This window comes from Ensifer canadensis, assembly GCF_017488845.2.
Taxonomy (GTDB): Bacteria; Pseudomonadota; Alphaproteobacteria; order Rhizobiales; family Rhizobiaceae; genus Ensifer; species Ensifer canadensis.
The window spans coordinates 3,483,175-3,508,302 of the sequence record NZ_CP083370.1 but is presented as its reverse complement, the minus strand read 5'-3'; the positions used below and the strand labels follow the sequence as shown (position 1 = coordinate 3,508,302).

At 62.7% G+C, this 25,128-nt stretch carries 24 protein-coding genes; 13 read left to right on the top strand and 11 right to left on the bottom strand.

Annotated features, from left to right (window positions below):
• Window positions 1-214 precede the first annotated feature (214 nt).
• The 5 genes from ffh (at window position 215) to trmD (ending at window position 3,895) form a co-directional block, all read left to right on the top strand.
• Window positions 215-1,777, top strand: a complete 1,563-nt coding sequence (gene ffh / locus J3R84_RS17080) for a signal recognition particle protein (RefSeq protein ID WP_025425176.1) — start codon at window positions 215-217, stop codon at window positions 1,775-1,777.
• 13 nt (window positions 1,778-1,790) lie between these two features.
• Complete coding sequence (locus tag J3R84_RS17075) at window positions 1,791-2,126, top strand: chorismate mutase (protein ID WP_025425175.1); 336 nt, start codon at window positions 1,791-1,793, stop codon at window positions 2,124-2,126.
• 37 nt (window positions 2,127-2,163) lie between these two features.
• Window positions 2,164-2,538 (top strand): 30S ribosomal protein S16, encoded by a 375-nt coding sequence (rpsP, locus tag J3R84_RS17070; RefSeq protein ID WP_025425174.1) that lies wholly within the window; start codon window positions 2,164-2,166, stop codon window positions 2,536-2,538.
• Between the two features lie 92 nt (window positions 2,539-2,630).
• Window positions 2,631-3,191 carry a ribosome maturation factor RimM gene (gene rimM / locus J3R84_RS17065; RefSeq protein ID WP_025425173.1) on the top strand — a complete coding sequence of 187 codons (561 nt, stop codon included), beginning with the start codon at window positions 2,631-2,633 and terminating at the stop codon, window positions 3,189-3,191.
• Between the two features lie 11 nt (window positions 3,192-3,202).
• Complete coding sequence (gene trmD, locus J3R84_RS17060; RefSeq protein WP_025425172.1) at window positions 3,203-3,895, top strand: tRNA (guanosine(37)-N1)-methyltransferase TrmD; 693 nt, start codon at window positions 3,203-3,205, stop codon at window positions 3,893-3,895.
• Here trmD and J3R84_RS17055 read toward each other — a convergent pair.
• A complete protein-coding gene (locus J3R84_RS17055) occupies window positions 3,877-4,623 on the bottom strand; it encodes a sulfite exporter TauE/SafE family protein (RefSeq protein ID WP_025425171.1) in 747 nt (248 codons plus the stop codon). The genes trmD and J3R84_RS17055 overlap by 19 nt on opposite strands.
• A gap of 327 nt (window positions 4,624-4,950) precedes the next feature.
• On the opposite strand from J3R84_RS17055, the gene rplS reads away from it, so the two are divergent.
• From rplS to J3R84_RS17030, 5 genes are all read left to right on the top strand, one after another.
• The gene (gene rplS / locus J3R84_RS17050) at window positions 4,951-5,493 is read left to right on the top strand and encodes a 50S ribosomal protein L19 (protein WP_025425170.1); all 543 of its coding nucleotides are present in this window, start codon (window positions 4,951-4,953) and stop codon (window positions 5,491-5,493) included.
• A gap of 127 nt (window positions 5,494-5,620) precedes the next feature.
• Entirely contained in the window at window positions 5,621-6,430 is an 810-nt protein-coding gene (locus tag J3R84_RS17045) for a transporter substrate-binding domain-containing protein (RefSeq protein WP_025425169.1), read from the top strand.
• A gap of 9 nt (window positions 6,431-6,439) precedes the next feature.
• A complete protein-coding gene (locus J3R84_RS17040; RefSeq protein WP_025425168.1) occupies window positions 6,440-7,261 on the top strand; it encodes an amino acid ABC transporter permease in 822 nt (273 codons plus the stop codon).
• A gap of 243 nt (window positions 7,262-7,504) precedes the next feature.
• Window positions 7,505-8,914 (top strand): 3-isopropylmalate dehydratase large subunit, encoded by a 1,410-nt coding sequence (leuC, locus tag J3R84_RS17035; protein WP_025425167.1) that lies wholly within the window; start codon window positions 7,505-7,507, stop codon window positions 8,912-8,914.
• 271 nt (window positions 8,915-9,185) lie between these two features.
• Window positions 9,186-9,722 (top strand): SixA phosphatase family protein, encoded by a 537-nt coding sequence (locus J3R84_RS17030; RefSeq protein ID WP_025425166.1) that lies wholly within the window; start codon window positions 9,186-9,188, stop codon window positions 9,720-9,722.
• A 25-nt stretch (window positions 9,723-9,747) separates the two neighbouring features.
• On the opposite strand, the gene J3R84_RS17025 is transcribed toward J3R84_RS17030, so the two are convergent.
• The 3 genes from J3R84_RS17025 to J3R84_RS17015 all read right to left on the bottom strand — a co-directional run bounded on the left by J3R84_RS17025 (window position 9,748) and on the right by J3R84_RS17015 (window position 12,294).
• Complete coding sequence (locus J3R84_RS17025) at window positions 9,748-10,935, bottom strand: GNAT family N-acetyltransferase (protein WP_081788825.1); 1,188 nt, start codon at window positions 10,933-10,935, stop codon at window positions 9,748-9,750.
• A gap of 3 nt (window positions 10,936-10,938) precedes the next feature.
• Complete coding sequence (locus J3R84_RS17020) at window positions 10,939-11,589, bottom strand: DUF6875 domain-containing protein (protein WP_128090482.1); 651 nt, start codon at window positions 11,587-11,589, stop codon at window positions 10,939-10,941.
• A gap of 156 nt (window positions 11,590-11,745) precedes the next feature.
• The gene (locus tag J3R84_RS17015; protein WP_025425163.1) at window positions 11,746-12,294 is read right to left on the bottom strand and encodes a L,D-transpeptidase family protein; all 549 of its coding nucleotides are present in this window, start codon (window positions 12,292-12,294) and stop codon (window positions 11,746-11,748) included.
• Between the two features lie 143 nt (window positions 12,295-12,437).
• Here J3R84_RS17015 and J3R84_RS17010 point away from each other — a divergent pair, with 143 nt between their 5' ends.
• Together J3R84_RS17010 and J3R84_RS17005 are read left to right on the top strand one after the other, a co-directional pair.
• Window positions 12,438-13,121: a response regulator transcription factor gene (locus J3R84_RS17010; RefSeq protein WP_025425162.1), complete on the top strand. Its 684-nt coding sequence runs from the start codon at window positions 12,438-12,440 to the stop codon at window positions 13,119-13,121.
• A gap of 114 nt (window positions 13,122-13,235) precedes the next feature.
• Window positions 13,236-13,691 (top strand): cyclic nucleotide-binding domain-containing protein, encoded by a 456-nt coding sequence (locus J3R84_RS17005; protein WP_025425161.1) that lies wholly within the window; start codon window positions 13,236-13,238, stop codon window positions 13,689-13,691.
• A gap of 39 nt (window positions 13,692-13,730) precedes the next feature.
• Here J3R84_RS17005 and J3R84_RS17000 read toward each other — a convergent pair whose 3' ends face one another.
• The 7 genes from J3R84_RS17000 to tesB form a co-directional block, all read right to left on the bottom strand.
• Window positions 13,731-15,905 (bottom strand): TonB-dependent siderophore receptor, encoded by a 2,175-nt coding sequence (locus tag J3R84_RS17000; protein WP_025425160.1) that lies wholly within the window; start codon window positions 15,903-15,905, stop codon window positions 13,731-13,733.
• A 315-nt stretch (window positions 15,906-16,220) separates the two neighbouring features.
• Window positions 16,221-17,027, bottom strand: coding sequence for an exodeoxyribonuclease III (locus J3R84_RS16995; protein WP_025425159.1), 807 nt, complete (start codon window positions 17,025-17,027; stop codon window positions 16,221-16,223).
• Between the two features lie 231 nt (window positions 17,028-17,258).
• A complete protein-coding gene (locus tag J3R84_RS16990; RefSeq protein WP_025425158.1) occupies window positions 17,259-17,921 on the bottom strand; it encodes an outer membrane lipoprotein carrier protein LolA in 663 nt (220 codons plus the stop codon).
• A gap of 136 nt (window positions 17,922-18,057) precedes the next feature.
• Entirely contained in the window at window positions 18,058-20,730 is a 2,673-nt protein-coding gene (locus tag J3R84_RS16985) for an FtsK/SpoIIIE family DNA translocase (RefSeq protein ID WP_025425157.1), read from the bottom strand.
• 242 nt (window positions 20,731-20,972) lie between these two features.
• On the bottom strand, window positions 20,973-22,337 hold the full coding sequence (locus J3R84_RS16980) for an ammonium transporter (RefSeq protein WP_203529676.1): 1,365 nt from the start codon (window positions 22,335-22,337) through the stop codon (window positions 20,973-20,975).
• A 27-nt stretch (window positions 22,338-22,364) separates the two neighbouring features.
• Window positions 22,365-22,703, bottom strand: a complete 339-nt coding sequence (locus J3R84_RS16975) for a P-II family nitrogen regulator (protein ID WP_025425156.1) — start codon at window positions 22,701-22,703, stop codon at window positions 22,365-22,367.
• A gap of 231 nt (window positions 22,704-22,934) precedes the next feature.
• Window positions 22,935-23,825, bottom strand: a complete 891-nt coding sequence (tesB, locus tag J3R84_RS16970) for an acyl-CoA thioesterase II (protein WP_025425155.1) — start codon at window positions 23,823-23,825, stop codon at window positions 22,935-22,937.
• Between the two features lie 85 nt (window positions 23,826-23,910).
• Between tesB and J3R84_RS16965 the strand changes: the two genes are divergently transcribed.
• Complete coding sequence (locus J3R84_RS16965; protein ID WP_057210855.1) at window positions 23,911-25,125, top strand: ubiquinone biosynthesis hydroxylase; 1,215 nt, start codon at window positions 23,911-23,913, stop codon at window positions 25,123-25,125.
• Window positions 25,126-25,128 lie beyond the last annotated feature (3 nt).

The window sequence follows — 25,128 nt, the reverse complement described above, 5'->3', positions numbered from 1 at the left end:
CGCTTTCCTGTTTATCGCGGCAAATTCCTTCGCAAGTTGATGACTTCGAAGCCACCGACCAGGCCCCGTAAAGGTATAAAGAGAGCCCGGAGGTCAACATCCGACAGCGCGTTGCGCCCTCGGGTGGTTTTTGGCTTTGCGCCTTGTTTTTCAGGCGAAGGAACCCACGTTTCCGGCTAGTCTCCATGCCACCGGAAACCAGAAGGAAGTGAGAATGTTCGAGAGCCTCCAGGACCGCCTTGGTTCCATATTGAATGGACTGACCGGCCGCGGCGCATTGTCGGAAGCAGATGTTTCCGCGGCGCTTCGCGAGGTTCGCCGTGCGTTGCTCGAAGCCGATGTCGCCCTCGACGTCGTGCGCTCCTTTACTGAAAAGGTTCGCGAGAAGGCCGTTGGCGCCGAGATCCTGAAATCGATCAAGCCCGGGCAGATGGTCGTCAAGCTCGTCCATGACGAGCTGGTCGAGATGCTGGGCTCCGAGGGCGTCACTATCGACCTCAATGCGCCGGCACCGGTCGTCATCATGATGGTCGGTCTGCAGGGCTCGGGCAAGACGACGACCACCGGCAAGATCGCCAGCCGGATGAAGACGCGGGACAAAAAGAAGGTCCTGATGGCTTCGCTCGACACCCGTCGTCCGGCCGCCCAGGAGCAGCTTCGCCAGCTCGGCGTTCAGGCCGGCGTCGATACGCTGCCAATCATCGCCGGCCAGTCGCCGACCGATATCGCCGCGCGCGCCGTGCAGGCCGCCAAGCTCGGCGGCCACGACATCGTCATCCTCGACACCGCCGGCCGTACGCATATCGACGAGCCGCTGATGATCGAGATGGCGGAAATCAAGCGGAAGTCCAATCCGCATGAGATCCTGCTGGTCGCCGATGCGCTGACCGGTCAGGATGCCGTCAACCTCGCCCGCAACTTCGACGAACGCGTCGGCATCACCGGCCTCGTGCTCACCCGTATGGACGGCGACGGCCGCGGCGGTGCAGCACTTTCGATGCGCGCCGTTACCGGCAAGCCGATCAAGCTCATCGGCGTCGGCGAAAAGATGGGCGAACTCGAAGAGTTCCATCCGCGCCGCGTTGCCGACCGTATCCTCGGCATGGGCGACATCATCTCGCTGGTCGAAAAGGCTGCCGAGAACATCGACGCCGAAAAGGCGGCCGCAATGGCCGCCAAGATGGCCAAGGGCAAGTTCGACCTGAACGACCTCGCCGACCAATTGCGTCAGATGCAGAAGATGGGCGGCATGGGCGGTATCATGGGCCTGATGCCCGGCATGGCCGGCATGAAGGACAAGATGGCCTCGGCCGGTCTCGACGACAAGCTGTTCGGACGCCAGATCGCCATCATCTCCTCGATGACCAGGGCCGAGCGCGCCAACCCGGACATGCTGAAGCATTCCCGCAAGAAGCGCATCGCCGCCGGTTCCGGCACCGATGCTGCCGACATCAACAAGCTTCTGAAGATGCACCGCCAGATGGCGGACATGATGAAGATGATGGGCGGCAAGGGCAAAGGCGGCATGATGAAGCAGATGATGGGCGGCCTTGCCAGCAAGATGGGCCTCGGCGGCCTTGGTGGCGGCGGCATGCCCGATCTGTCGAGCCTCGACCCCAAGCAGCTCGAAGCGTTGCAGAAGCAGGCGGAAGCAGCCGGCCTCAAGCCCGGCGGCATGCCGGGCCTTGGCGGCGGCGGCCTGCCCGGTCTCGGCGGCGCCAAGCTTCCGGGCCTTGGCGGTTTCCCCGGCCTTCCGGGCCTACCCAAGAAGAAGTGAGGATCGGTGAGAGATGATTGATCCCGAAATCAAAAAGGAATTGGCGGGTTACCGGCAGTCGATCGACAACATCGATGCCGCGCTCGTCCACATGCTGGCCGAACGGTTCCGCTGCACCCAGGCGGTCGGCGTTCTCAAGGCCAAGCACAATCTGCCGCCGGCCGATGCGGCGCGCGAAGAATACCAGATCGAACGTCTTCGCCACCTGGCGAAGGATGCCAATCTGGATCCGGATTTCGCCGAGAAGTTCCTGAACTTCATCATCAAGGAAGTCATCCGGCATCATGAAGCCATCGCCGCCGATCGCACGCATTCCGCGGGCACCGTCGGCACCACCCATTCCGCTTGAACGAAGCGGTCAAGAAAGCCTGCAAGGAGTTACTCAAATGGCACTGAAAATTCGTCTCGCCCGTGGCGGTTCCAAGAAGCGTCCTTACTACCAGATCGTCGTTGCCGACGCCCGCAGCCCGCGTGACGGCCGCTTCCTCGAGAAGATCGGTTCCTGGAACCCGATGCTCGGCAAGGACGACGAAAAGCGCGTCGAGCTGAACGCCGAGCGCATCAGCCACTGGATCGCCCAGGGCGCCCAGCCGACCGACCGCGTCATGCGCTTCCTCGACCAGGCCGGTATCGCTCAGCGTCCGGCTCGCAGCAACCCGAACAAGGGTCTGCCGGGCAAGAAGGCTCAGGAGCGCGCTGCTGAAGCCAAGCAGAAGGCCGAAGACGCCGCTGCTGCCGCTGCCGAAGGTGCCGCGGAATAATATCCGGCAAACGGATGAAGGAGACGGGCGGCATTTCCATGCCGCCCGTTTTCCGTTATGTGCACCCTGAAATCCCCAAACGGATACGGATGATGAGCAAACTCGAAAACCCGGTTCTGATGGCGACTGTCGGCGCGGCGCAAGGTTTGCGCGGCGAGGTCAGGGTCAAGTCTTTCACCGACGACCCGACGGCACTCGGCGATTATGGCCATCTCCATAGCGCCGATGGGCGCGTGTTCGAGGTGCTGGAAATCCGCGAGGCCAAGAACGTGGTCGTCGTCCGCTTTCGCGGCGTCAACGACCGCACGGCCGCCGAGGCGCTGAATGGCCTCGAACTGTTCGTCGATCGCGACAATCTGCCCGACGACGATCTCGACGAAGACGAATTCTTCTATGCCGACCTCGAGGGCCTCGAGGCCATCGACGGCAGCGGCAAGAGCTACGGCACCGTGACGGGCGTGTTCGATTTCGGCGCGGGCGACCTGCTGGAGCTCAAGGGGCCGGGCAAGCGCCCCGTGCTCATTCCCTTTACTGAATGGTCCGTTCTGGAGATCGATTTGGAAGGCGGCAAGCTGCTGGTCGATCCGCTGGCCGCCGGCCTCATCGACGACAAGGACGAGCCCGGCAGCCCGTTTTCGGCCAAGCGCAAGTGAGCGCCAAGGCAATGTCCTTCCGCGCAACGGTTCTCACGCTCTATCCCGAAATGTTTCCCGGCCATCTCGGCGCCTCGCTCTCCGGCCGGGCGCTGGAGCGCGGCCAATGGTCGATCGATGCCGTGCAGATCCGTGACTTTGCGGAGGACAAGCACCGGACCGTCGACGATACGCCGGCCGGCGGCGGCGCCGGCATGGTGCTGAGGCCCGACGTCCTCGCCCGTGCGATCGACGCGGTGTCGCAGGACGATCATCGCCCGCGGCTGCTGATGAGCCCGCGCGGTAGGCCCTTGACGCAGAAGCGCGTGCGCGAACTTGCCGACGGTCCCGGCGTGGTCATCGTCTGCGGGCGGTTCGAAGGTGTCGACCAGCGCGTCATCGACGGGCGCGCGCTCGAGGAAGTGTCGATCGGCGACTATATCCTCTCGGGCGGCGAGCCGGCAGCGCTGACGCTGCTCGATGCCGTCGTGCGCATCCTGCCCGGGGTGATGGGCAACGAGCTGTCGGGCGTTCACGAAAGCTTCGAAGGCGGGTTGCTGGAGCATCCGCACTATACCCGTCCGCAGGTCTTCGAGGGCAGGGAGATCCCGGCCGTGCTGACCTCGGGCAATCACGGCGCCATCGCCAAGTGGCGCGAGGCGGAAGCCCGTCGGCTGACCGAGGCGCGTCGGCCGGACCTGCTTCCTCAACCCGTGAAGAAGTAATAGGCGGCGAGCAGCAAGCCGACCGCGACGACCAAGGCGCGGATCACCGCCTGCGGCACGCGCCGTGCCGCCCAGACGCCGAGATAACCGCCGAGGGCGGCACCGGGAACCATGATCGCCGCATGCAGCCACGACACGACCCCGCCGGCGGCGAAGACCACGATGGCGATGGTGGCGATGACGATCGAGATGAAGTTCTTCAGCGCATTCAGGCGGTGATAGCCGCCACCGGTGGCAAGTCCCAACACCGCCAGCATCATGATGCCCATGCCGGCGCCGAAGAAGCCGCCATAGATCGAGGTTGCGAACTGGCTGACGACACCGGCCGGGCTGATCGCATGCTCGTCGATGCGGGCCTTGGGCTTCAGGAGCGGCCCGGCGGCGAAGATCGCCGTCGCGGCGATCAGCAGCCAGGGGACGAGCGCACGAAACGAGGCGTTCGACAGGGAGATCAGCAACACCGCGCCGGCAAGTCCGCCGACCGCCGAAATGACGCCAAGAAGGATCGCCTGGCGGCGGTCCGCGCGGATCTCCTTGGCATAGGCAAGGGTCGAGGTGATATAGCCGGGAAGCTGGATGATCGACGACGTGGCATTGGCGACAATCGGCGGCAACCCGCCAAGGGTCATGGCGCCGAAGGTGAGGAAGGTTCCGCCACCGGCAATCGCATTGACCACGCCCGACAGGAAACCGGCGACGAAAAGCAGAAGTACTTCGAAGAAATGCATGGTCTCCCCCATCGCCCCCAGCTCGGCATAGCCCGCGGGCTTTGCAGCCGCAAGCCCGCGATTGAATGCATTTCAATGCGCGTTATTTCGAAATCTCTGATAGAATTCGCGCCGAACGCCTCCATGGCCCGGAAAATATGGCTTGCGGGGATGACAAGCGGGTTTTCTTCGTGTAAGTGCCGCCCCGGTTCGGGTTGTTTGCCCGTCGACCACCAACAAAGAATGGTGAATCCGCTCCTGCCGGGGTCCGGCAACATCTGAAGGTACGTCCGACAGGTCGATCGAGAGCGCTCTGGCTGTTTCAGAAGAACTTGAAAGGTTAACCCGATGAACATCATCCAGCAGCTGGAAGCCGAACAGGCCGCCAAGATTGCCGCCAAGCGCACGCTCCCCGATTTCTCCGCAGGCGACACGCTGCGCGTCAACGTCCGCGTTGTCGAAGGCACGCGTACCCGCGTTCAGGCCTATGAAGGCGTTTGCATCGCTCGTTCGGGCGGCGGCATCAACGAAAGCTTCACCGTTCGCAAGATCTCCTACGGCGAAGGCGTTGAGCGCGTATTCCCGGTTTACTCGCCGCTCGTCGAGAGCGTTGAAGTGGTTCGCCGCGGTAAGGTCCGTCGCGCCAAGCTCTACTACCTGCGCGATCGTCGCGGCAAGTCGGCTCGTATCGTTGAAAACACCGGTACGCGCGCCCGCAAGCTGAACGACGCCGAGCGCCAGGCCGTTGTCGAGGAAAAGGCACGGATCGAAGCTGAAAAGATCGCAGCAGCTCAGGCTCTTGCAGCCGAAAAGGCAGCAGCCGAAGCCGCAGAAGCCAAGGCAGCAGCAGAAGCCGCCGAAGCCAAGGCAGCTGAAGCCGCAGCGGAATAAGATTTCAATCCTTTGGGATTGTAGGGAAGGCGGCCTCGGGCCGCCTTTCTTTTTTGGTACTATGCGCTTGTCTTTTCTTAGCAATCCGTGACATTTTTCGCTGCCACACTTTTCGGGAGCTCTTCCAATGACAATCCGTCGCCATGTGCTTGCGGGCATCGCAGCCGCACTTGCCGTTCCATTTGCTTTTTCTGCACCGGCTTTCGCCAGCGACCTGCCGGATCTCGGTGGCAAGACGGTTGTCGTCGTCACGGAAAATGCCTACCCGCCGCTGCAGTTCGTCGATCCGAAGACCGGTGAGGCGATCGGCTGGGAATATGATGCGATGAACGAGATCGCCAAGCGTCTGAACTTCAAGGTCGAGTACCAGAACACCAGCTGGGACGCGATGATCCAGGCTGTTCACGACGGCCAGTACCAGATCGGCATGACCGGCATTACCATCAAGGACGACCGCAAGGAGAAGGTCGACTTCTCCGATCCGTACATGCGCTCGCAGCAGTTCATGCTGGTGCGCGGCGACGAGAACCGCTTCAACGACGGCAAGAGCTTCGGCGCCTTCGCCGACGGTCTGGTCGGCGCACAGCCGGGCACCTCGCCGTTCTACACCGCCGTCTACGAAATGCTCGATGGCAACGAGCAGAACCCGCGCATCAAGCTGTTCGAAACCTTCGGTGCCACCGTGCAGGCGCTCAAGGCCGGCGACGTCGACGTCGTCCTGACCGACAGCGTTGCCGCCAAGGGGTATGTCGATTCGTCCGAAGGCAAGCTGAAGGTCGTCGGCGGCCCGCTCGGCACCGAGGATTTCGGCTTCATCTATCCCAAGGGTTCGGACCTGGTCGGCCCGGTGAACGCCGCGATCAAGGCGCTGAAGGAAGATGGAACCTTCGACGCCTTGGATAAGAAGTGGTTCCTCGACTACAAGATGGGCGGCTGATCGCAGGCCATGGCCTCCCCACAATCGACTGATAAGTCCGGAAAGGGCGACTATCCCTGGTGGCTGGTCGCCCTTCTGGTGATTGCCGTGGCGCTCGCCGCTGTTATCGTCACCAATGACATCTACACCGAAGTCTTCAACGTCGTCCTCAAGGGCATTGGCGTCACCATTTTCGTGACCCTGATGGGCTTCGTGCTGGCGACGACGCTCGGTCTCGGCATTGCGCTGATGGCGCTGTCGGAGCACGCGGCACTTCGCCAGATCGCACGCTTCTACACCGAGGTCATCCGCGGCGTGCCGATCCTCGTCCTGTTGTTCTACATCGCCTTCGTCGGCGCGCCGACGCTCGTCACGGTCGCCAACTTCATCACCGCGCCGCTGATATCGGCCGGCTGGATGGAGCCGGTGGTGGTGCGCGACATCTCGCTGATGTGGCGGGCGATCATGGCGCTGATGATCGGCTATTCCGCCTTCATCGCCGAAGTCTTTCGGGCCGGCATCCTCTCGGTCGACAAGGGTCAGGTCGAGGCAGCCAAGGCGCTGGGCCTGACGCGCTACCAGCGGTTTCGCCTGGTGATCTTCCCGCAGGCGATCCGCGTGATCCTGCCGCCGCTCGGCAACGACTTCGTCGCCATGGTCAAGGACTCCTCGCTGGTCTCGGTGCTCGGCGTCGCCGACATCACCCAGATGGGCAAGGTCTACGCCTCCGGTTCCTTTCGCTTCTTCGAGACCTATTCGATCGTTGCCTATGTCTATCTCGTCCTGACCATTGGCCTGTCGCTGGGCTTGCGGGGGATCGAGCGGCGGTTGCGGCGCGCCGAGCAGCGTTGAGGCTGCTTCCACCGATTGCCGAAGTGTCAAAAAATTGATATGTACGGCCTCATGGAATCCAAGTTCGGATGTCGAGAGCAAAAAATCGTCGTGCTGCAGGACCACAAGCGTCTGCCGGCACGCTTTTTTGCGCGCGTATCCGGGGCGCTGACAAGCCTCCTATCCTGATCCCTTGATCAGTGTTTCCGGCTGCCTTGCTGCCGGCTTTTCCCTTACTTCTGAAAATTCGATGGATATATCGCCATGAGCGCACCGCGTACTCTCTATGACAAGATCTGGGACGACCATCTGGTCAACAGCCAGGACGATGGCACCTGTCTTCTCTACATCGATCGTCATCTCGTTCATGAGGTGACGAGCCCGCAGGCTTTCGAGGGCCTGCGCATGGCTGGCCGCAAGGTCCGCGCTCCGGAAAAGACGCTCGCCGTCGTCGACCACAACGTGCCGACCTCACCTGATCGCCATCTCGGCATCAAGAACGAGGAGAGCCGCATCCAGGTCGAGGCGCTCGCCACGAACGCAGCCGAGTTCGGTGTCGAATACTACTCGGAAAACGACAAGCGCCAGGGCATCGTGCACATCGTCGGCCCGGAGCAGGGCTTCACGCTGCCGGGCATGACCATCGTTTGCGGCGACAGCCACACCTCGACGCATGGTGCCTTCGGCGCGCTGGCGCATGGCATCGGCACGTCGGAAGTCGAGCACGTGCTTGCGACCCAGACGCTGATCCAGCAGAAGGCCAAGAACATGCTGGTGCGCGTCGACGGCCAGCTGCCGCCAGGTGTGACCGCCAAGGACATCATCCTTGCCATAATCGGTGAGATCGGTACCGCCGGTGGCACCGGACACGTCATCGAGTTTGCCGGCGAAGCGATCCGCTCGCTGTCGATGGAAGGCCGCATGACCATCTGCAACATGACGATCGAAGGCGGTGCCCGCGCCGGCCTGATCGCGCCCGACGAAACGACCTTCGAATACATCAAGGACAAGCCGCGCGCGCCGAAGGGCAAGGCCTGGGAAATGGCGCTCGACTATTGGAAGACGCTGCACACCGACGAAGGCGCGCATTACGATCGCGTCGTCGTGCTCGACGCTGCCGATCTGCCGCCGATCGTCTCCTGGGGTTCGTCGCCTGAGGACGTCATCTCGGTTCAGGGCATCGTCCCGAACCCGGACGAGATCCCGGAAGAAAACAAGCGCACCTCCAAGTGGCGCGCGCTTGACTACATGGGCCTGAAGCCCGGCACCAAGATCACTGACATCGCCATCGACCGCGTCTTCATCGGCTCGTGCACCAACGGCCGCATCGAGGATCTGCGCGCCGTTGCCGCTGTCGTCGAAGGCCGCAAGGTTGCGCCGACCGTTTCGGCGATGATTGTTCCGGGCTCCGGCCTCGTCAAGGAGCAGGCGGAAGCCGAAGGCCTCGACAAGATCTTCCGGGAAGCGGGCTTCGACTGGCGCGAGCCGGGCTGCTCGATGTGCCTGGCGATGAACGACGACCGGCTGAAGCCGGGCGAGCGCTGTGCCTCGACCTCCAACCGTAACTTCGAAGGCCGCCAGGGCTTCAAGGGACGCACACATCTGGTATCGCCGGCAATGGCGGCGGCCGCAGCGGTCGCCGGACATTTCGTCGACATTCGTGAGTGGAAGTAAGCTGGCGCGAGTGGAAATAAGCCGGTTCCTGAGCTTTCCGGCGTTGATGGCCGCCCTTCGGGGCGGCCTTTTTTGTGGTTCACTCCTACAGCGTCCTTTGCGCGTCAGATATGAGGCGCAAAGGACGCTGTAGCGCATTAAACCTGCTGCATAATTTCCTCCTTAAATCGATTCCGATTTAAGGAATTATGCAGTACGGGGACAAAACGTCGAAGCGATGCCAGAATGGACCTGACGGAGTAGATCGTACTTCGCTGCGAAGGAGGACGTGATGGCCGGGGATCGCGGGGCGAAAACATACCGCCTGATGCTGTTGCGCCATGCCAAGTCCGCATGGCCGGACGGCGTGCCGGATCACGACCGGCCGCTCGGCGAGCGCGGCCGCAAGGCGGCGCCACTGATCGGCGCAGATATGAAGCGCAAAGGGCTGATCCCGGGGCTCGCGATCGTTTCCACTGCGCGACGTGCGCGGGAAACCTGGGCGCTGGTTCGGGATAACCTGCCGCCGCCAATCCCCACCCGTGAGACGCGCGACATCTACGAAGTTGGGGCACCCGCCATTCTGGCGACCATTCGCGCCGTTGACCCTGATATCCGTAACCTGCTTGTCGTTGGCCACAATCCGGGCATGGAGGAACTTGCGCATCTGCTGGCCGGATCGGGCAGGCAGGAGGCGCTCGCGCGCATGCGGGAGAAGTTTCCGACAGCGGCGCTTGCCGTACTCGCGTTCGACGGCTCCAGTTGGGAGGACCTGGCATCGGGCCGGTGCCGTCTCATCGATTTCGTCACGCCGCGCCAACTCGCCTGAGGCCGCGCCGGCTTGCCTGATTGGATCAGATCTTGTGTTTTGCCAGCCTGCGCACAAGGGCGGACGGAAGGCGCTTTGCCAAGACCTTGGCCGCCGGTTGCAGCCGCGCCATGACAAGCTCGCGCAGCAGCCAGCCGCGCCAGGAGAACGCGAAAGCATAGTCGCTGACGGCAACCAGCCCGTCGGCGTGCTGCATCTTGTAGCCATCCGCTGGCGCCAGCAGGTCGAAGACACGGCTGCCGCGATCGGCGGCGGCCGCGAATGTCCGGTGGATCAGCAGCCGCCCGAGGCCCTCGCGGTCATAGCCAGGGTCGGTTGCCAGCACGTGTCCGAAGGTGTGGCCCTTGCAATCGAAGGACAGATCGACGCCGATCGGCCGCCCATCGCAGGCGATCGTCGAGGCGCAGAGGCCGGCGCCGGGATCGCCGGCCAGGTCCTCGAAGAACGCTTGGAAGCGGCTGTCCATGACGGTCGGCGACAGGATCGCGTTTTCGAGCAGCCAGTTCTTCTTGATGGTGATGGCAGCGGCTGCGGCCGTTGCGGCTGTTGACCCCGGCTCCGGCTCGGTAAAGGTGATGTCGCCGTGCTCTCGCAGCCTTCGCAGCCGGCGCCGATAGTTCGAGCGCTCGCGTGCGGAATAGGCGATGCCGGGGCCATCGGCTGTCACCCGCCGTGACAGGCTTGCGAAAGGCGCCTGCACGTCGCCAGGCAAGGAGGCGCCGCTTGGGATCACCGATCCGCATAGGGCAGCATCCGCTCTTACCCGCCGTGCTTCGAAGAGATCGGCGCCGAGCGATGCGACGGCGTTCCAGCCGGCTTCGAGCAAGGCGTGTCTGTTCTCGCCGGCCTCGACGAGCACGTCGCCGAATTGGGTCACCGGCGCTCCCATGAAACCAAGCACATCAAAACCAAGCTTGCGCCGGCGCACCAGTGGCCAGAGGGTGACGAGACGCCCGTCGATACGACCGATGAGGATGCAGAGCTGCGTCTTTGGATCGAGATAGTGCCGCGCCCAGTGTCGCAGGAAGATATGACGCTGGAACACCTGCTGAGGCTCCGCCGTCCGCTCGAACAGGTCGTCCCATTCCTTGTGCAGGGCCTCGAAGCCTTCGAGACTTGTGACGCAACTGATTTGGAGATTGTCGCCCAAAAGCTGAGAGCTCGGAGTTATCTCAACTGCGTCGGCGATCGGCGACGTCGCTCGGCCGGGCATGGCTCAGCCGCTTCGGAAGTGATTGACGAGCCGCCGCGTTCCTCTGATCGGGAAACGGGCAAGATAGGCAACCATGAGGGCGGGGTGGAGAGCGGCGAACGGGGCATCGTTCTCGACCAGATGCCGGATCGCGAGAACCGGCATCGGCGAGCGCAGTGGTCGGAAGTCCGGGTTCCACAGGCCGCGATCCTCGGAGCCTGCATGCATCATGCCGATCATCCGGGCGCGGGCGAGTGAATAGAACCGATGCCGCCGCTGGATGCGCTTCAACATCGCGATCCCATCCGCATCGGCGCAGTCAGGAAAGCCAACGATCACCGTGCGGAAATGCTTCATCGCGGGTTTGCAGGGGATGGCTTCGAGTTCGCCGAATGCGCCACGGATGAGCGCAAAGACCGTGTCTTCGTCCTCGGCGCGCGCGTCAGAAATCGCCAACCGGACGGTATCGATCTTGGCGGCCTGGCGGGTAAAGGGGCAGACAGCGCCGGTTCGTCCGAGATCGGAATGGCCGGCCATCAGATAGGATTCGACCCAGTCGAGCAGCTGCGCAATGTCGGAACCTTGCGAGACGCCGTCCGCGCTATCACGAACCTCTTTTATCCCGAAGAACCGTCCGTCGGTCGCCGGTATCGCTTTGGCCGTCTTGGTCAGCATCGGCAGCACTCGTCCTGCAAATCTCGCTTGAGGCTACATAGACACCAGAGCTTGCGGAAGTGTTGATGGTTGTGGCCGGTGAGGTTTCTCGCGTGATCTATGCTTTCCGAATTCTTCTTTCGATCGCCGGTCATGCCTCATATTGCAGCGTCGACATTAGACAACTTTGACGACGGTGCCGCGACGCAGATGCGGGATCAGCCGGCGCATGGCGGCAAGGCTTATGGCGACGCAGCCCTCGGTCGGCTCGTATCCGGGGCGGATGAGGTGAAAGAATATTGCCGACCCGGCATAACGGCGCCGGCTGGTCAGGTTCCAGTCCATCACCAGGCAGATGTCGTAGAGCCTGTCCGTGCGCATCATGTCCTCGTGGCTCGGCGCGAAGGGCGCATTGGCTGGACGGTTGTAGCGGGCATGACTGGGAGCGTCGCACCAGAGCATGCCGTTACGCGTGGCCCGCATCGGCAGCGGCGTCGGCGGCAGCAGGATGCGGTCGCGCCTGACATAGCCGCCGATGAGTTTCATCGCGGCGCGCGGCGTGGCACCGTCGCCCTCGCGCTTGCGGCTGGTAATGCCGCTGCGGCCGATGGCCGCTTGCTCCGTGCGGCCATCGAAGGTAACCAGTGCACGCCTGCGATCAAGCGGGGCAGGCCGGACGGTGATGACGGATTTGACTGGCCTTCTTCCCGACGTTTTCTTGCGCATCTCTCTCACAGATTTTTGAATTGTCCGTGATTTGGCGGGCACCATAAGCACGGTTGCATATATAACGAGGTTCCAAAACCGGTTCGCTTGCCAACACGGGCATTTGAGCTAGTTTGAAACCGGAAGCAAACAGGAATTGTCCCATGGCGACCCGTACCATTCTTCTTGTCGACGACGACAATGACCTGCGCGAAACGTTGGTCGAACAGCTTTCGCTGTACGAGGAGTTCGATCTTCTTCAGGAAGCGACTGCCGGCAAGGGGATACAGGCGGCGCGCGCCCAGCAGGTCGATCTGCTGATCATGGATGTCGGTCTGCCCGACATGGACGGGCGCGAGGCGGTCAAGCTCTTGCGCAAGGGCGGCTTCAAGGCGCCGATCATCATGCTCACCGGTCATGACACGGATTCGGATACGATCCTCGGTCTGGAAGCCGGCGCGAACGACTATGTCACCAAGCCGTTCCGCTTCGCCGTCCTCCTCGCCCGTATCCGCGCGCAGCTGCGCCAGCACGAACAGAGCGAAGATGCGACCTTCAGTGTCGGTCCCTACACGTTCAAGCCGAGCCAGAAGCTGCTGACGCTCGAAAACGGCCAGAAGATCCGGCTGACCGAAAAGGAAGCGGCGATCATCCGCTATCTCTATCGCGCCGACCAGAAGGTGGTGACGCGCGACGTGCTGCTCGAAGAAGTCTGGGGTTACAATTCCGGCGTGACGACGCATACGCTCGAAACACATGTCTATCGGCTCCGCCAGAAAATCGAGCGAGACCCTTCCAATGCCGAGATTTTGGTGACAGAGAACGGCGGCTACAAGATCGTTCCGTGAGGCGGCGACGTCCGATGATTTCTCCGCACGTCAGCTGCTTCGGACTATTTGCATCGATTGCTATGCTCTTGGGTTTCGAACCCCGGAGCATCGTGATTCAGGGAGGTTAGCCGTTTGGCGCTCAACGACGACATCGTTCTTCTGTCCAATGTGCCGCTTTTTGCCGATATCAGCGAGGACAAGCTGAGGCTGATTGCCTTTGGCGCCGAACGTCGACGCGTGTTCAAAGGGCAGGAGCTGTTTCGCGAGGGCGCTCCGGCCGATTGCGCCTTTGCCATTGCCAGCGGCAGCCTCTCGCTTTCGAAAGCCAATGCCGACGGCGCGATGGAGGATGTCACCACCGTCGGCCGCGGCGCGCTTCTCTCGGAACTGGCGCTGATCTCGATGGTGGAACGCAAGTTTACCGCGACCGCGGACGAAGACAGCGAAGTGATCCGCATCAATCGCCCGCTGTTCCGGCGCATGCTGGAAGAATACCCGGAAGTTGCCGCCCTCGTGGAGGCGCGCATCCGCGAGAACCTGCAGGCGATGATCCGCCGCGCAGGCGCACTGGCCGGCCGTTTCGCCTGACGCACTCCCGATAGACGGTCGCACGCCAGGCGTTTTCACCTACCATTTGTACTTGAGCGTGCCGAGCACGGTGCGGCCCTGGCCGAAGTAGCAGTAACCGTCGGTGCAGACTTCTTCGCGCCGGTCGCCAATGTTGGTTGCGCTGACGGCCAGCGACAATCCGTTCAGATCGGGATTTTTCACGCCGAAATCATAGGCGATCGACGCGTCGAAGTAGACGGCGCCGCCGTTTTCCGCCGTATTGTCGTCGGAGGTGAAGGACTTGGAGGTGGCGCGGATACCGCCGCCAAGGCTGAGACCGGCGAGCTGCGTATCGTCTGGCACGAGGTAGTTCACCCAGAGGGATGCGATGTTGCGCGGCTTGGTCGAGGGCACGTTGCCGATCAGTGCGGGATTGACGTTCCCGGTGATCTCGGCGTCGTTGTAGGTGTAGGCGGCGATCAGGCTGAAGCCATTGTCGAATTCGCGTCGCGCCTCGACCTCGAAGCCCTTGGTGGTCACCTCGCCCGAAGATTTGTAGTAGTAGCCGACGGGCAGCGACGCGTCCGCGACATATTGCGGCGCCCCGGTTTCGACGATCCGGTAGACGGCGGCGCTCAGCGAATAGGCCTCGCCTTCCGGCTGGTATTTGATGCCCAGTTCGATCTGCTCGCCCGTCGTCGGATCCAGAACCGTACCATCTGCCGAGAGCTGCGTGCTCGGCACGAAGGACGTGCCGTAGCTGGCGTAGGGCGCAATATCGTTGTCGAAGAGGTAGAGCAGGCCCACCTGGCCGGTGACTTCACCGTCGTCCTTGCGGTCGACTGCACCGGTGTTCTTGTTGGTGCTCGTCTGGTCCACCCAGTCGTGGCGCAGGCCGGCGACGGCGCGCCAGTTGCCGAATTCCGCCTGGTCCTCAGCATAGATGCCGGTCTGGCGCAGATCGCGGCCACTGAAGCTGGTGAGCGCGGGCGTCGGGCCGGTGATGCCGAAGGTCGGATTGTCGAGGTCGAAGCGATAGGCCGGATCGCTGGCGCCAAAGCCGAGCCCGAAGTCTGACGTGATCCAGGTATAGTCGAGGCCGGTCAGCAGTGTGTGCGAGATGGCGCCGGTATCGAAGGTCGCCAGCAACTGGTTGTCGATCTGGTAGGTGCGCTGATTGTCGGTAATCGCGACCGGCGACCGCTCGTAGACATTGCCAGTTGCCGTGCCGAACTCGAGATAGCGGGCGTCCAAATCCATGTCGCTGACGCGGGCGTGCTGACGGAAGATCAGGCCATTGTCGAATTCGTGCTCGAGCTTGAAGCCAGCCTGATACTGCCGCACCTTCTGGTGATCGTATTCCGGATCGCTGTAGCGCAGCAGCTTGCCGCCATATTCGAACACCCGCGGGCTGGCATCGCTCTCGCCCTTCTGTCCGAGGCCGTAGACGGTCAGCGACGTTGCCTCGTCCGGCTTCCAGGTGAAGGAGGGCTGCAGCAGGTAGCGGTCGTCGGCAACGTCGTAGCTGGTTTCGCCGTTCCGCAGCAGACCGACGATACGATAGAGAAAGTCGCCTTCGGCGGTCGCCGGGCCGCCGAAATCGAAGGCCGTCTGGGCGCGGCCGATCGTGCCGTATTGAACTTCGACCTCGCGGTGCGTGTCGTCCTGCGGCATCTTGGAAATGCGGTTGACGATGCCGCCGACACCGGCGGCGCCGTACAGCACCGACACCGGTCCCTTGATGATCTCGATGCGGTCGAGACCGTAGATCTCGGTCGGGAAGGTGCCGTAGTTCATATAGGGCTGGCGCAGGCCGTCGCGGAAGTCGCCGGTTGTGGTCGTCTCGAAGCCGCGAATGTAGATCTGGTCGAAGCGCGGGTCGAAGCCGAAGGCGCCGGTGGTAACACCGGCGGCATAGCGGGTTGCCTGGATCATGTCCTGGGCGCCACGCTCCTCCAGTTCCTTGCGGGTGACGACGGAGACCGAGCGCGGGGTCTCGACCAGTGGCGTGTCGGTCTTCAGCGCCGTGATATTGCGCGACGGTGCGATGGTATCATTGTCCTCGGCGATGCTGGTGGCCGCCTGTGCGGCCGAAACCTCGATCTTCTGCAGCCGTGTCGTCTTCTCACTCGTGGCCGTCTGCGCGGTGGCGGAATTTGATAGCAGTCCGATCGTGATCGCGAGTAGTGCCGTTGTTGCCGAAAGGGAACGAAGCGAGGTGCGAACGGGTCTGTTCGGAAAAATCTTGCGCATGATCTGGCCCCTTTTGCGGGCGCACGAAAGCCCTCCGGACTGGCCCGGAGCGAAGCACCCGAAAATCAATGGAAACGACGGCTGCTTAGCCGCCGGAGGCGGTGTCCCCGCCGCTCGCAAAAAGGGATAATCGCTTCGAAAAACAGGATCAAGAAAAATATGAGATTTTTACTCATCTTTTCTTGATGCAGCTGATCGTGCTACAGCGCCGCGCGTCTTATTAGACGCGCGGCGCTGTAGCACTTTGAATTGCTGCATGTTTTTATCCTTAAATCGAATAGGATTTAAGGAAACACGCAGTAGAGCGTTGCCGCTCTAAATATCGAAATGCGCGATCACCGGCACATGGTCCGACGGCCGCTCCCAGCCGCGCGCTTCCCGCAGGATATCCACCTGCGTCAGCTTCGGCGCGAGGTCGGCCGACGACCAGATGTGGTCGAGGCGTCGGCCGCGGTCGGCCGCTTCCCAATCCTTCGCGCGGTAGCTCCACCAGGTATAGAGCTTGGTCGGCGCCGGCGCATGCTGGCGCATCAGGTCGACCCAGGCGCCGCCGTTCATCACCGTGTTGAGGCCCTCGGTTTCGATCGGCGTATGGCTGACGATCTTCAGGAGTTGCTTGTGCGACCAGACGTCGTCCTCGAGCGGCGCGATGTTGAGGTCGCCGACGAGGATGGAGGAGATGCCCGCCTCGGCTTCGGCGTGCAGCAGCTTCATCTCATCGACGAAATCGAGCTTGTGGCCGAACTTCGGGTTGATCGACCTGTCCGGTTCGTCGCCGCCGGCGGGAACGTAGAAATTGTGCAGGCGGATCTTCTTGCCGCCCGCCTCGAACACCACCGAAAGGTGGCGCGCATCGCCGACGCCGCAATAGTCGCGGCGGTCGCTAAGCTCGTGCAGGGGCAGACGCGAGATCGTCGCGACGCCGTGATAGCCCTTCTGGCCGTGCATCTCGATATGGTTGTAGCCGAGTGCCTTGAGTGGCTTTGACGGAAACTGGTCGTTCGGGCACTTGGTTTCCTGCAGGCAGAGAATGTCGGGCTGCCAGGTCTTCAGCAGATGTTCGATCAGCGGCATGCGCAGGCGAACGGAGTTGATATTCCACGTGGCGACGGAAAGGGCCATTGCTCATTCCCCATGATTGGGTAGGTCCGGGCGTTCGACGAATGGAAAGCCGGCTCAGGACGGATATGTTTTCGATGTCGGGGAGGTTTAAGCAGGTCTGGCGCGTCGGGACAAGGAATGCATGAAAAGGTCGCTGCGCACTTTGACGCGCTGCATGTTTTATCCTTAGATCGGATCCGAGGACACATGCAGTGGGCGGCCGATGTCCACAATGCCTATGCTGAGGCGGTCTTAGCCGCCCCGTTTGTTGCGAACCTCGTCGTAAGGAATCTTGAACACCTTGTCGTCGAGCGCGATGCCGGTCCGGACGTTGAAGATCATCACCGACGTGTCCTTCTTCTGCGCATCGGTGATCGTCCACTGGCGCAGGTCGTAGGTCTTCGGATCGAACATCATGGTGATGGTCGAATCGCCGAAGATCGAGCGATCCCCGAGCACGATGGTGATGAGGTCTGATTCTTCCTTGACGTCGCGCACCATCTTGCCGGTCAGGTCGATCCGCTCGCTGAGCAACAGGTTCAGCGGCGTCTTGGAGAGCGGGTAGATATCCCAGGTCTTCAGCTTCATATTGCCGATGACCACCGACTTGCCGTCGGAAATCACGCGCATCGGCGAAGGCGCCTCGTAGTTGAAGCGGATGCGGCCGGGGCGGCGGATGTAGAACTTGCCACCGGTCTGCTCGCCGCGCGGGCCGAACTGCACGAATTCGCCGGACATGGTCTTCACCGACGAGAAATGATCGGCGATCTTCTGGGCGGAGGCCGGGGCCTGGGCAAAGGCCTTGGTGACGTCAAGACCGGCGCCACCCATGCCCGCGAGCGCCGCGAGGCCGCAAACGAATACACGGCGCGACATCGCCGGATTGCTGCCCAGGGTGGTTTTCGTCTCTGTCATCACAGTCTCCTTCATTTCCTGAATCATCTGGAGCGCAAGTGCGGCACCTTCAAGGCGTTTTTCATGGCCTTCGGCGGGCCGCGCTCTCACATGACCGTTACCGGGCATGGATCATCGCCCGGGACGAAAGCCGGGTTTACCGGCCAGTGATTTCCGCTTCGGTCGGCACGAGGATTTCCCGTTTGCCGGCATGGTTTGCCGGGCCGATGATGCCTTCCTGTTCCATGCGCTCGATCAGTGAAGCGGCCCTATTATAGCCTATCCCGAGGCGACGTTGCACATAGGATGTGGAGGCCTTGCCGTCGCGCAGAACGATCGCCACCGCCTGGTCGTAGGGGTCGTCGGAATCGGCAAGATTGGACGTGCCGGCGGGGCCGCCGCCGTCATTGTCCTCATCGTCATCTTCGGTGATCGCGTCGAGATATTGCGGTGTGCCCTGGGTCTTGAGATAGGCGACGACTTCCTCGACTTCGGTGTCGGAGACGAAGGGACCGTGGACGCGCTGGATGCGTCCGCCACCGGCCATGTAGAGCATGTCGCCCATGCCGAGCAGCTGTTCGGCACCCTGTTCGCCAAGGATGGTGCGGCTGTCGATCTTCGACGTCACCTGGAAGGAGATGCGGGTCGGGAAGTTGGCCTTGATCGTACCGGTGATGACGTCGACCGACGGGCGCTGCGTCGCCATGATCACATGAATGCCGGCAGCGCGCGCCATCTGCGCCAGCCGCTGCACCGCGCCTTCGATGTCCTTGCCGGCGACCATCATCAGGTCGGCCATTTCGTCGATGATGACGACGATATAGGGCATCGGCGACAGATCGAATTCCTCGGTCTCGTAGATCGCCTCGCCGGTCTGGCGGTCGAAGCCGGTCTGCACCGTGCGGGTGATCGCATCGCCCTTGGCCAGCGCCTGCTCGACGCGGGTGTTGAAGCCGTCGATGTTGCGCACGCCGATCTTCGACATCTTCTTGTAGCGCTCTTCCATCTCGCGCACCGTCCACTTGAGCGCGACGACCGCCTTCTTCGGGTCGGTCACGACGGGCGAAAGCAGGTGCGGGATGCCGTCATAGACGGAGAGTTCGAGCATCTTCGGGTCGATCATGATCAGGCGGCACTGGTCGGGACGCAGGCGGTAGAGCAGCGACAGGATCATGGTGTTGATCGCCACTGACTTGCCCGAGCCGGTGGTGCCGGCGACGAGCAGATGCGGCATCTTGGCGAGATCGGCGACCACCGGTTCGCCGCCGATGGTCTTACCGAGCGCCATGGCCAGGCGCGCCTTGCTGGTCTCGAAGTCGCGCGAGCCGATCAGTTCGCGCAGATAAACGGTTTCGCGGCGCTGGTTGGGCAATTCGATGCCGATGGCGTTGCGGCCCGGCACGACGGCGACGCGGGCAGCAATGGCGCTCATCGAGCGGGCGATGTCGTCGGCAAGGCCGATGACCCGGGAGGATTTGATGCCCGGCGCCGGCTCCAGTTCATAAAGGGTAACGACCGGGCCCGGGCGGACGTGGATGATCTCACCCTTGACGCCGAAGTCCTCAAGCACACCTTCGAGCATGCGGGCGTTCTGCTCCAGCGCGTCGGCGGAGAGCGAAGCGTCGCGGGTGACGTTCTTCGGCTCGGCGAGGAAATGCATTGGCGGCAGCGCGAAATCGCCGTCATCGTCCTCGACGAAGGAGCGCTGCGCCTCGCGCTCGAGCCGCTGGCTGGTCTTCGGGCGAGGCGGCGGGGTGGCAACACGCGAGCCGGCCTTCGGCAGACCCTGCTTCGGCGGTGCTGCTTTCGGCGCCCAGTCGGCTGCTGCGTCAAGATCGTCGTCCTCGTCATCGGACAGAATGCCGGCGGGGCGGCGCTCGTCCATGTCGAAGGGCATGTCGTCATCGTCATCAGCCATGATCGGCGGTGGCGTGACGATGCGGCGCTCGGAACGGTCGAGCGAAGGTTCGATGCGGTCGCCGGCCATCGGCTTCGGCCGGACCGGCTCGTTCAGCGTGCCGAATTCGTCATTGTTGAAATCGTAGGGCTCATCGTACTGGCGCTTCGTCGGCGTGCGGGTACCGCTCATGCCGAAGATGCGGCGGACGCGTGCCTGCACGGTGTAGCGCAAGTGGGCGAAAGAGCCCATCAGCAGGGTGAAGGGGCCTTCGCTGTCGTCTTCGTCCAGTTCGTCGCGCACGGTGCGCGCCTTGCTCGGCGTCGGCGCCTCGATCTCGTCTTCGTCCTCCTCCTCGCCGACACCGATCAGGCCGGCGCTGTAGATCAGGCACCAGGCGGCAGGAGCGGCGAAGATGCAGGCAAGCACGGTAGCGAAGGTGCCGGTCGGGAAGGCGCCGGTGAACAGCGCGGGAAACCGCAGGATCATGTCGCCGAAGACGCCGCCGAGGCCGTTGGGCAGCGGCCAGGTGATCGGCGCCGGGACGCAGCTCAAGGCCGCGCCTGCAAGCACCGATCCGACGAACCAGAGGCCGAGGCGCTTGAAGATCTTGTCGAAGCGCTTGCCGCCGATCAGCACCAGCGCCCAGGCAACGGCCGGAAGCAGGGCGACGACGCTTGCAAGCCCGAAAAACTGCATGAAGATGTCGGCAAAGGCCGCGCCGGCATAACCGAGCACGTTGGTCGGCTCGTCGGAGGTGGCGTAGGAGAAGCTCGGGTCGGCAACGTTCCATGTCGATAGCGCCGCGATTGCCAGCGCCAGTGCGCCAAACAGCGCAAAGCCCGCCAGCGACGCGATCTGTCGCCATACGAATGTGGTTAGCACGAACCGGTTGGAACGGCTGTCAAGCGTTGCCGGATTGCTTCTGCTCATGTTGCCTGCTGCCCGTCTCGATCTTCAAGACACATTGCGTGCCATGGAATCAACCTAAGCGAAGCACGGTTAATGCGACATTAACCATGCGTGTATGCCGCTAAAATACCGGTGGGCGAGGCGTGCAATCCGCATGAAAGGGAAAAAAAGCCCGGATCAGTCGATCCGGGCCAAAGGCGATCCGTATCAGACGGACCGCGACGGGACGTTGAGCGGCGCCTGTTGACGGCGCCGCGATTGGCTTAGCTGTGGTAGGCGGCTTCGCCGTGGGACGAGAGGTCGAGACCTTCGCGTTCGGCTTCGACCGAGACCCGGAGCCCGACGATCGCGTCGACCACCTTGTAGAGGATGGCCGAGACCACGCCGCACCAGATGATGGTGATGGCGACGGCGGTGAGCTGGGTCATGAACTGGCCGCCCATGGTGACGCCGTCGGCATAGCCGATGCCGCCGAGCGATGACGATGCGAAGATGCCGGTCGCCAGCGCACCGAAGAAGCCGCCGACGCCGTGAACGCCGAAGACGTCAGCGGTGTCGTCGTAGCCGAACTTGTTCTTCACCACCGAGACGAAGAAGTAGCACAGCGGCGAAACGATCAGGCCCATGACGATCGCGCCCATCGGGCCGGCGATGCCGGCGGCAGGCGTAATGGCGACGAGGCCGGCGATCATGCCCGAGGCTGCACCGAGCATCGAGGCCTTGCCGCGGGTGAAGGTTTCGACGACCGACCAGGAAAGGATGGCTGCTGCGGTCGCGAGGAAGGTGTTGACGGTTGCGAGCATCGCGCCGCCTGATGCCTCGAGGTTGGAGCCGGCGTTGAAACCGAACCAGCCGAACCACAGCATCGCTGCGCCGACGAGCGTCAGCGTCATCGAATGCGGTGCCATCATGTCCTTGCCGAAACCGGTGCGCTTGCCGACCATGATCGCGCCGATGAGGCCCGCAACACCGGCATTGATGTGCACGACGGTGCCGCCGGCGAAGTCGAGGGCGCCCATGCCGAAGAGCAGGCCGTTGCCGTCCCAGACCATGTGGGCGATCGGGAAGTAGACGAAGGTTGCCCAGAGGACGGAGAAGAGCACGGCCGCCGAGAATTTGATGCGCTCGGCAAAGGCGCCGATGATGAGGGCCGGCGTCAGCGCTGCAAACGTCATCTGGAACAGCATGAAGATGTATTCCGGAATGACCACGCCTTGGGAGAAGGTGGCCGACGTGCTGTCAACCGAGACGCCTGCGAGGAACATCTTGGCGAAGCCGCCGAAATAGGGGTTGGTCGAGCCGCCGAAGGCGAACGAATAGCCATAGACGACCCAGACGATCATCATCGTTGCGCCGATGACGGTGCACTGCATCAGGACCGACAGCATGTTCTTGGCGCGAACGAGGCCGCCGTAGAACAGCGCGAGGCCTGGGATCAGCATGAAGAAGACGAGCAGCGTGGAGATGAACATGAAGGCCGTGTCGGCCTTGTCGGGAACGGGTGCTGCGGTGGAGGCAGCGGCGGCTGCCGGTGCGGCTTCCTGGGCAAAGGCGACGACCGGTGCAAGAAGGGCGGCAGAGGCTGCGCCGATCCTGACCAGAGAGGTGGAAAGTTTGCTTGACGACATCGAGTAGTGCTCCCTGAACGGCGTGGCTTACAACGCTTCTGAATCGGTTTCGCCGGTGCGGATGCGCACGGCATGGTCAATGGAGTAGACAAAGATCTTGCCGTCGCCGATCTGGCCGGTCTTGGCGGCAACGGCGATCGCTTCCACGGCCTTGTCGACGACCTCCGAGGCGACCGCGATCTCGATCTTCAGCTTTGGCAGGAAGCTCACGGCGTATTCGGTGCCGCGATAGATTTCAGTATGTCCCTTCTGGCGGCCGTAGCCTTTAACCTCGGTTACGGTCAGGCCCTGGATGCCAACAGCAGTGAGGGCTTCGCGAACCTCATCGAGCTTGAACGGCTTGATAATGGCCATCACAATTTTCATCGGTTTCCCATCCTTGTTCGCCTCCGGTCGGAGGCCATCTCTCCTTGCTGCGGAACGCTGAAAGCGCCGTGCAACCGGACAGCTACATTCAAGGGGCGTGCCAGATTCGTCGTGGCACGCTAAACCTATGAAAAGGCATGGGAAAATTATCACGCACAGCGACGGTGCCGCGACGCGCTAAAAAATCGTCACTTTAGAAGATTAAAAAATAGGCAGAAAAGAATAAGTGCCCTATTCCTGTTCAGCTGCCTTTTTCCGGATCAGGCCTTCCTGCGCCACCGAGGCAATCAGCACGCCGGAACGGTCAAAAAGGCTGCCGCGGGTCATGCCGCGGGCACCATGGGCACTGGGGCTGTCCTGGGTATAGAGCAGCCAGTCGTCCATCTTGCAGGGGCGATGGAACCACATGGCGTGATCGAGGCTTGCAACCTGCAGGTTGCGATCGAACACCGACGTGCCATGGGCATAGAGCGACGTGTCGAGCAGCGTCATGTCCGAGAGGTAGGCAAGCACGGCCGCCTGCAGGTGGCGCTCGTCGGGCACATGGCCGACGGCCTTGACCCAGACGTCCTGGGTCGGCTTACCATCGTTGCGGGCGAAATAGTGGGTGAGCGAGACCGGCCGGATCTCGATCGGCCGTGGCCGCTCCCAGTAGCGGCGGATCGCTTCGGGGGCGTGCGCCAGGAACTTGTCCTTCAGCTCCTGCTCGCCCGGCAGGGTTTCCGGCATCGCCACGTTGGGGATGTCGATCTGATGTTCGAAGCCGTCCTCGTCATATTGGAACGACGCCGACATTGAGAAGATCGCCTTGCCGTGCTGGATGGCGACGACACGCCGCGTGGCGAAGCTCGAGCCGTCGCGGATGCGGTCCACCTCGTAGATGATCGGCACGGACGGATCGCCTGGGCGCATGAAATAGGCGTGCAGCGAGTGCACGTAGCGGCCTTCGTCGACAGTGCGCTGGGCTGCGACCAGCGCCTGCCCGATCACCTGGCCGCCGAACACGCGCTGCCAGCCGACCTGGGGACTGCGGCCACGGAACAGGTTCTCCTCGAGCTTTTCGAGGTCGAGTGTGGCAAGCAGCGCATCCATGGGCGTTGCGGTCTCAGTGGGGCGCGACATTTCGGCTGTCTCCGATGGTAGGAACGGCGATGGCATTGATCTATATAGGCATGAAACGATGCTCAAGTGCGACGGGAGAAAGCGGATGATCGATGTGTTGATTGCCGGTGGCGGCTATGTCGGCCTTTCGCTCGCGGTATCGCTGAAGAAGGCGGCACCGCATCTCGAAGTTTCCGTCATAGACGGTGCGCCGGAAGGCGCCTGGAAGCGCGACGAGCGCGCCTCTGCCGTCGCCTCGGCAGCTGAGCGCATGCTCGATGTTCTCGGCGTGTGGCAGGCGATTGTGCCGGAGGCCGAGCCGATCCGGCGCATGGTCATCACCGATTCGAAGACATCCGATCCGGTGCGCCCGGTTTTCCTCACCTTCGACGGCGAGGGGGAGGAGGGGCGGCCCTTTGCCCATATGGTGCCGAACACGGCCATGGTCGGCGCGCTGCGCGCCGCCTGCGAGGAGTTTGGTGTAACCGTGCGGCAGTCGACCATGGTCGAAACCTTCGAGAGCGGCGATCATGCGGTTGCGGTGACGCTTACCGGCGGCGAGCAGTTGGAGGCCCGTCTGCTGGTTGCCTGCGATGGCGTGCGCTCGAAGCTGCGCGATGCGGCCGGCATCAAGACGGTCGAATTCGACTATGGCCAGTCGGGCATCGTTACCACCGTCGAGCATGAGCGCCCGCACGAAGGCACGGCCGAGGAGCATTTCCTGCCGGCCGGCCCCTTTGCCACCCTGCCGCTCAAGAACAATCGCTCGTCGCTGGTGTGGACCGAGCGCACTGCGGACGCGGAGCGCCTGGTCAAGGGCGACGATTTCCTCTTCGAAGAAGAGCTGGAGCGCCGCTTCGGCCACAGGCTTGGCCATCTCAAGGTTGTCGGCGGCCGTCGCGCCTTTCCGCTCGGCCTGACCCTTGCGCGCGATTTCGTAAAACCGCGGTTTGCGCTTGCGGGCGATGCCGCCCACGGGATCCACCCGATCTCCGGCCAGGGCCTCAATCTCGGCTTCAAGGACGTGGCGGCGCTGGCCGAGACGATCGTCGAGGCGGATCGTCTCGGGCTCGATATCGGTTCGCTTGCTATCCTCGAGCGCTACCAGAGCTGGCGCCGGTTCGACACCTTCCGCATGGGGGTGACCACGGATGTGCTCAACCGACTGTTTTCGAACGACATTACACCCGTCAGGATCGCCCGCGACTTCGGTCTCGGTCTTGTCGATCGGCTGCCGTCCCTCAAAAGCTTCTTCATCCGCCAGGCGGCCGGCGTTGCCGGCGACGCGGACCCGCGGCTGCTTTCCGGCCAGCCGATCTGAGGG

Coding starts and splice junctions, on each gene's coding strand:
- ffh (WP_025425176.1), top strand. CDS start 215: ATGTTCGAGAGCCTCCAGGACCGCCTTGGTTCCATATTGAATGGACTG.
- J3R84_RS17075 (WP_025425175.1), top strand. CDS start 1,791: ATGATTGATCCCGAAATCAAAAAGGAATTGGCGGGTTACCGGCAGTCG.
- rpsP (WP_025425174.1), top strand. CDS start 2,164: ATGGCACTGAAAATTCGTCTCGCCCGTGGCGGTTCCAAGAAGCGTCCT.
- rimM (WP_025425173.1), top strand. CDS start 2,631: ATGAGCAAACTCGAAAACCCGGTTCTGATGGCGACTGTCGGCGCGGCG.
- trmD (WP_025425172.1), top strand. CDS start 3,203: ATGTCCTTCCGCGCAACGGTTCTCACGCTCTATCCCGAAATGTTTCCC.
- J3R84_RS17055 (WP_025425171.1), bottom strand. CDS start 4,623: ATGCATTTCTTCGAAGTACTTCTGCTTTTCGTCGCCGGTTTCCTGTCG.
- rplS (WP_025425170.1), top strand. CDS start 4,951: ATGAACATCATCCAGCAGCTGGAAGCCGAACAGGCCGCCAAGATTGCC.
- J3R84_RS17045 (WP_025425169.1), top strand. CDS start 5,621: ATGACAATCCGTCGCCATGTGCTTGCGGGCATCGCAGCCGCACTTGCC.
- J3R84_RS17040 (WP_025425168.1), top strand. CDS start 6,440: ATGGCCTCCCCACAATCGACTGATAAGTCCGGAAAGGGCGACTATCCC.
- leuC (WP_025425167.1), top strand. CDS start 7,505: ATGAGCGCACCGCGTACTCTCTATGACAAGATCTGGGACGACCATCTG.
- J3R84_RS17030 (WP_025425166.1), top strand. CDS start 9,186: ATGGCCGGGGATCGCGGGGCGAAAACATACCGCCTGATGCTGTTGCGC.
- J3R84_RS17025 (WP_081788825.1), bottom strand. CDS start 10,935: ATGCCCGGCCGAGCGACGTCGCCGATCGCCGACGCAGTTGAGATAACT.
- J3R84_RS17020 (WP_128090482.1), bottom strand. CDS start 11,589: ATGCTGACCAAGACGGCCAAAGCGATACCGGCGACCGACGGACGGTTC.
- J3R84_RS17015 (WP_025425163.1), bottom strand. CDS start 12,294: ATGCGCAAGAAAACGTCGGGAAGAAGGCCAGTCAAATCCGTCATCACC.
- J3R84_RS17010 (WP_025425162.1), top strand. CDS start 12,438: ATGGCGACCCGTACCATTCTTCTTGTCGACGACGACAATGACCTGCGC.
- J3R84_RS17000 (WP_025425160.1), bottom strand. CDS start 15,905: ATGCGCAAGATTTTTCCGAACAGACCCGTTCGCACCTCGCTTCGTTCC.
- J3R84_RS16995 (WP_025425159.1), bottom strand. CDS start 17,027: ATGGCCCTTTCCGTCGCCACGTGGAATATCAACTCCGTTCGCCTGCGC.
- J3R84_RS16990 (WP_025425158.1), bottom strand. CDS start 17,921: ATGACAGAGACGAAAACCACCCTGGGCAGCAATCCGGCGATGTCGCGC.
- J3R84_RS16985 (WP_025425157.1), bottom strand. CDS start 20,730: ATGAGCAGAAGCAATCCGGCAACGCTTGACAGCCGTTCCAACCGGTTC.
- J3R84_RS16980 (WP_203529676.1), bottom strand. CDS start 22,337: ATGTCGTCAAGCAAACTTTCCACCTCTCTGGTCAGGATCGGCGCAGCC.
- J3R84_RS16975 (WP_025425156.1), bottom strand. CDS start 22,703: ATGAAAATTGTGATGGCCATTATCAAGCCGTTCAAGCTCGATGAGGTT.
- tesB (WP_025425155.1), bottom strand. CDS start 23,825: ATGTCGCGCCCCACTGAGACCGCAACGCCCATGGATGCGCTGCTTGCC.
- J3R84_RS16965 (WP_057210855.1), top strand. CDS start 23,911: ATGATCGATGTGTTGATTGCCGGTGGCGGCTATGTCGGCCTTTCGCTC.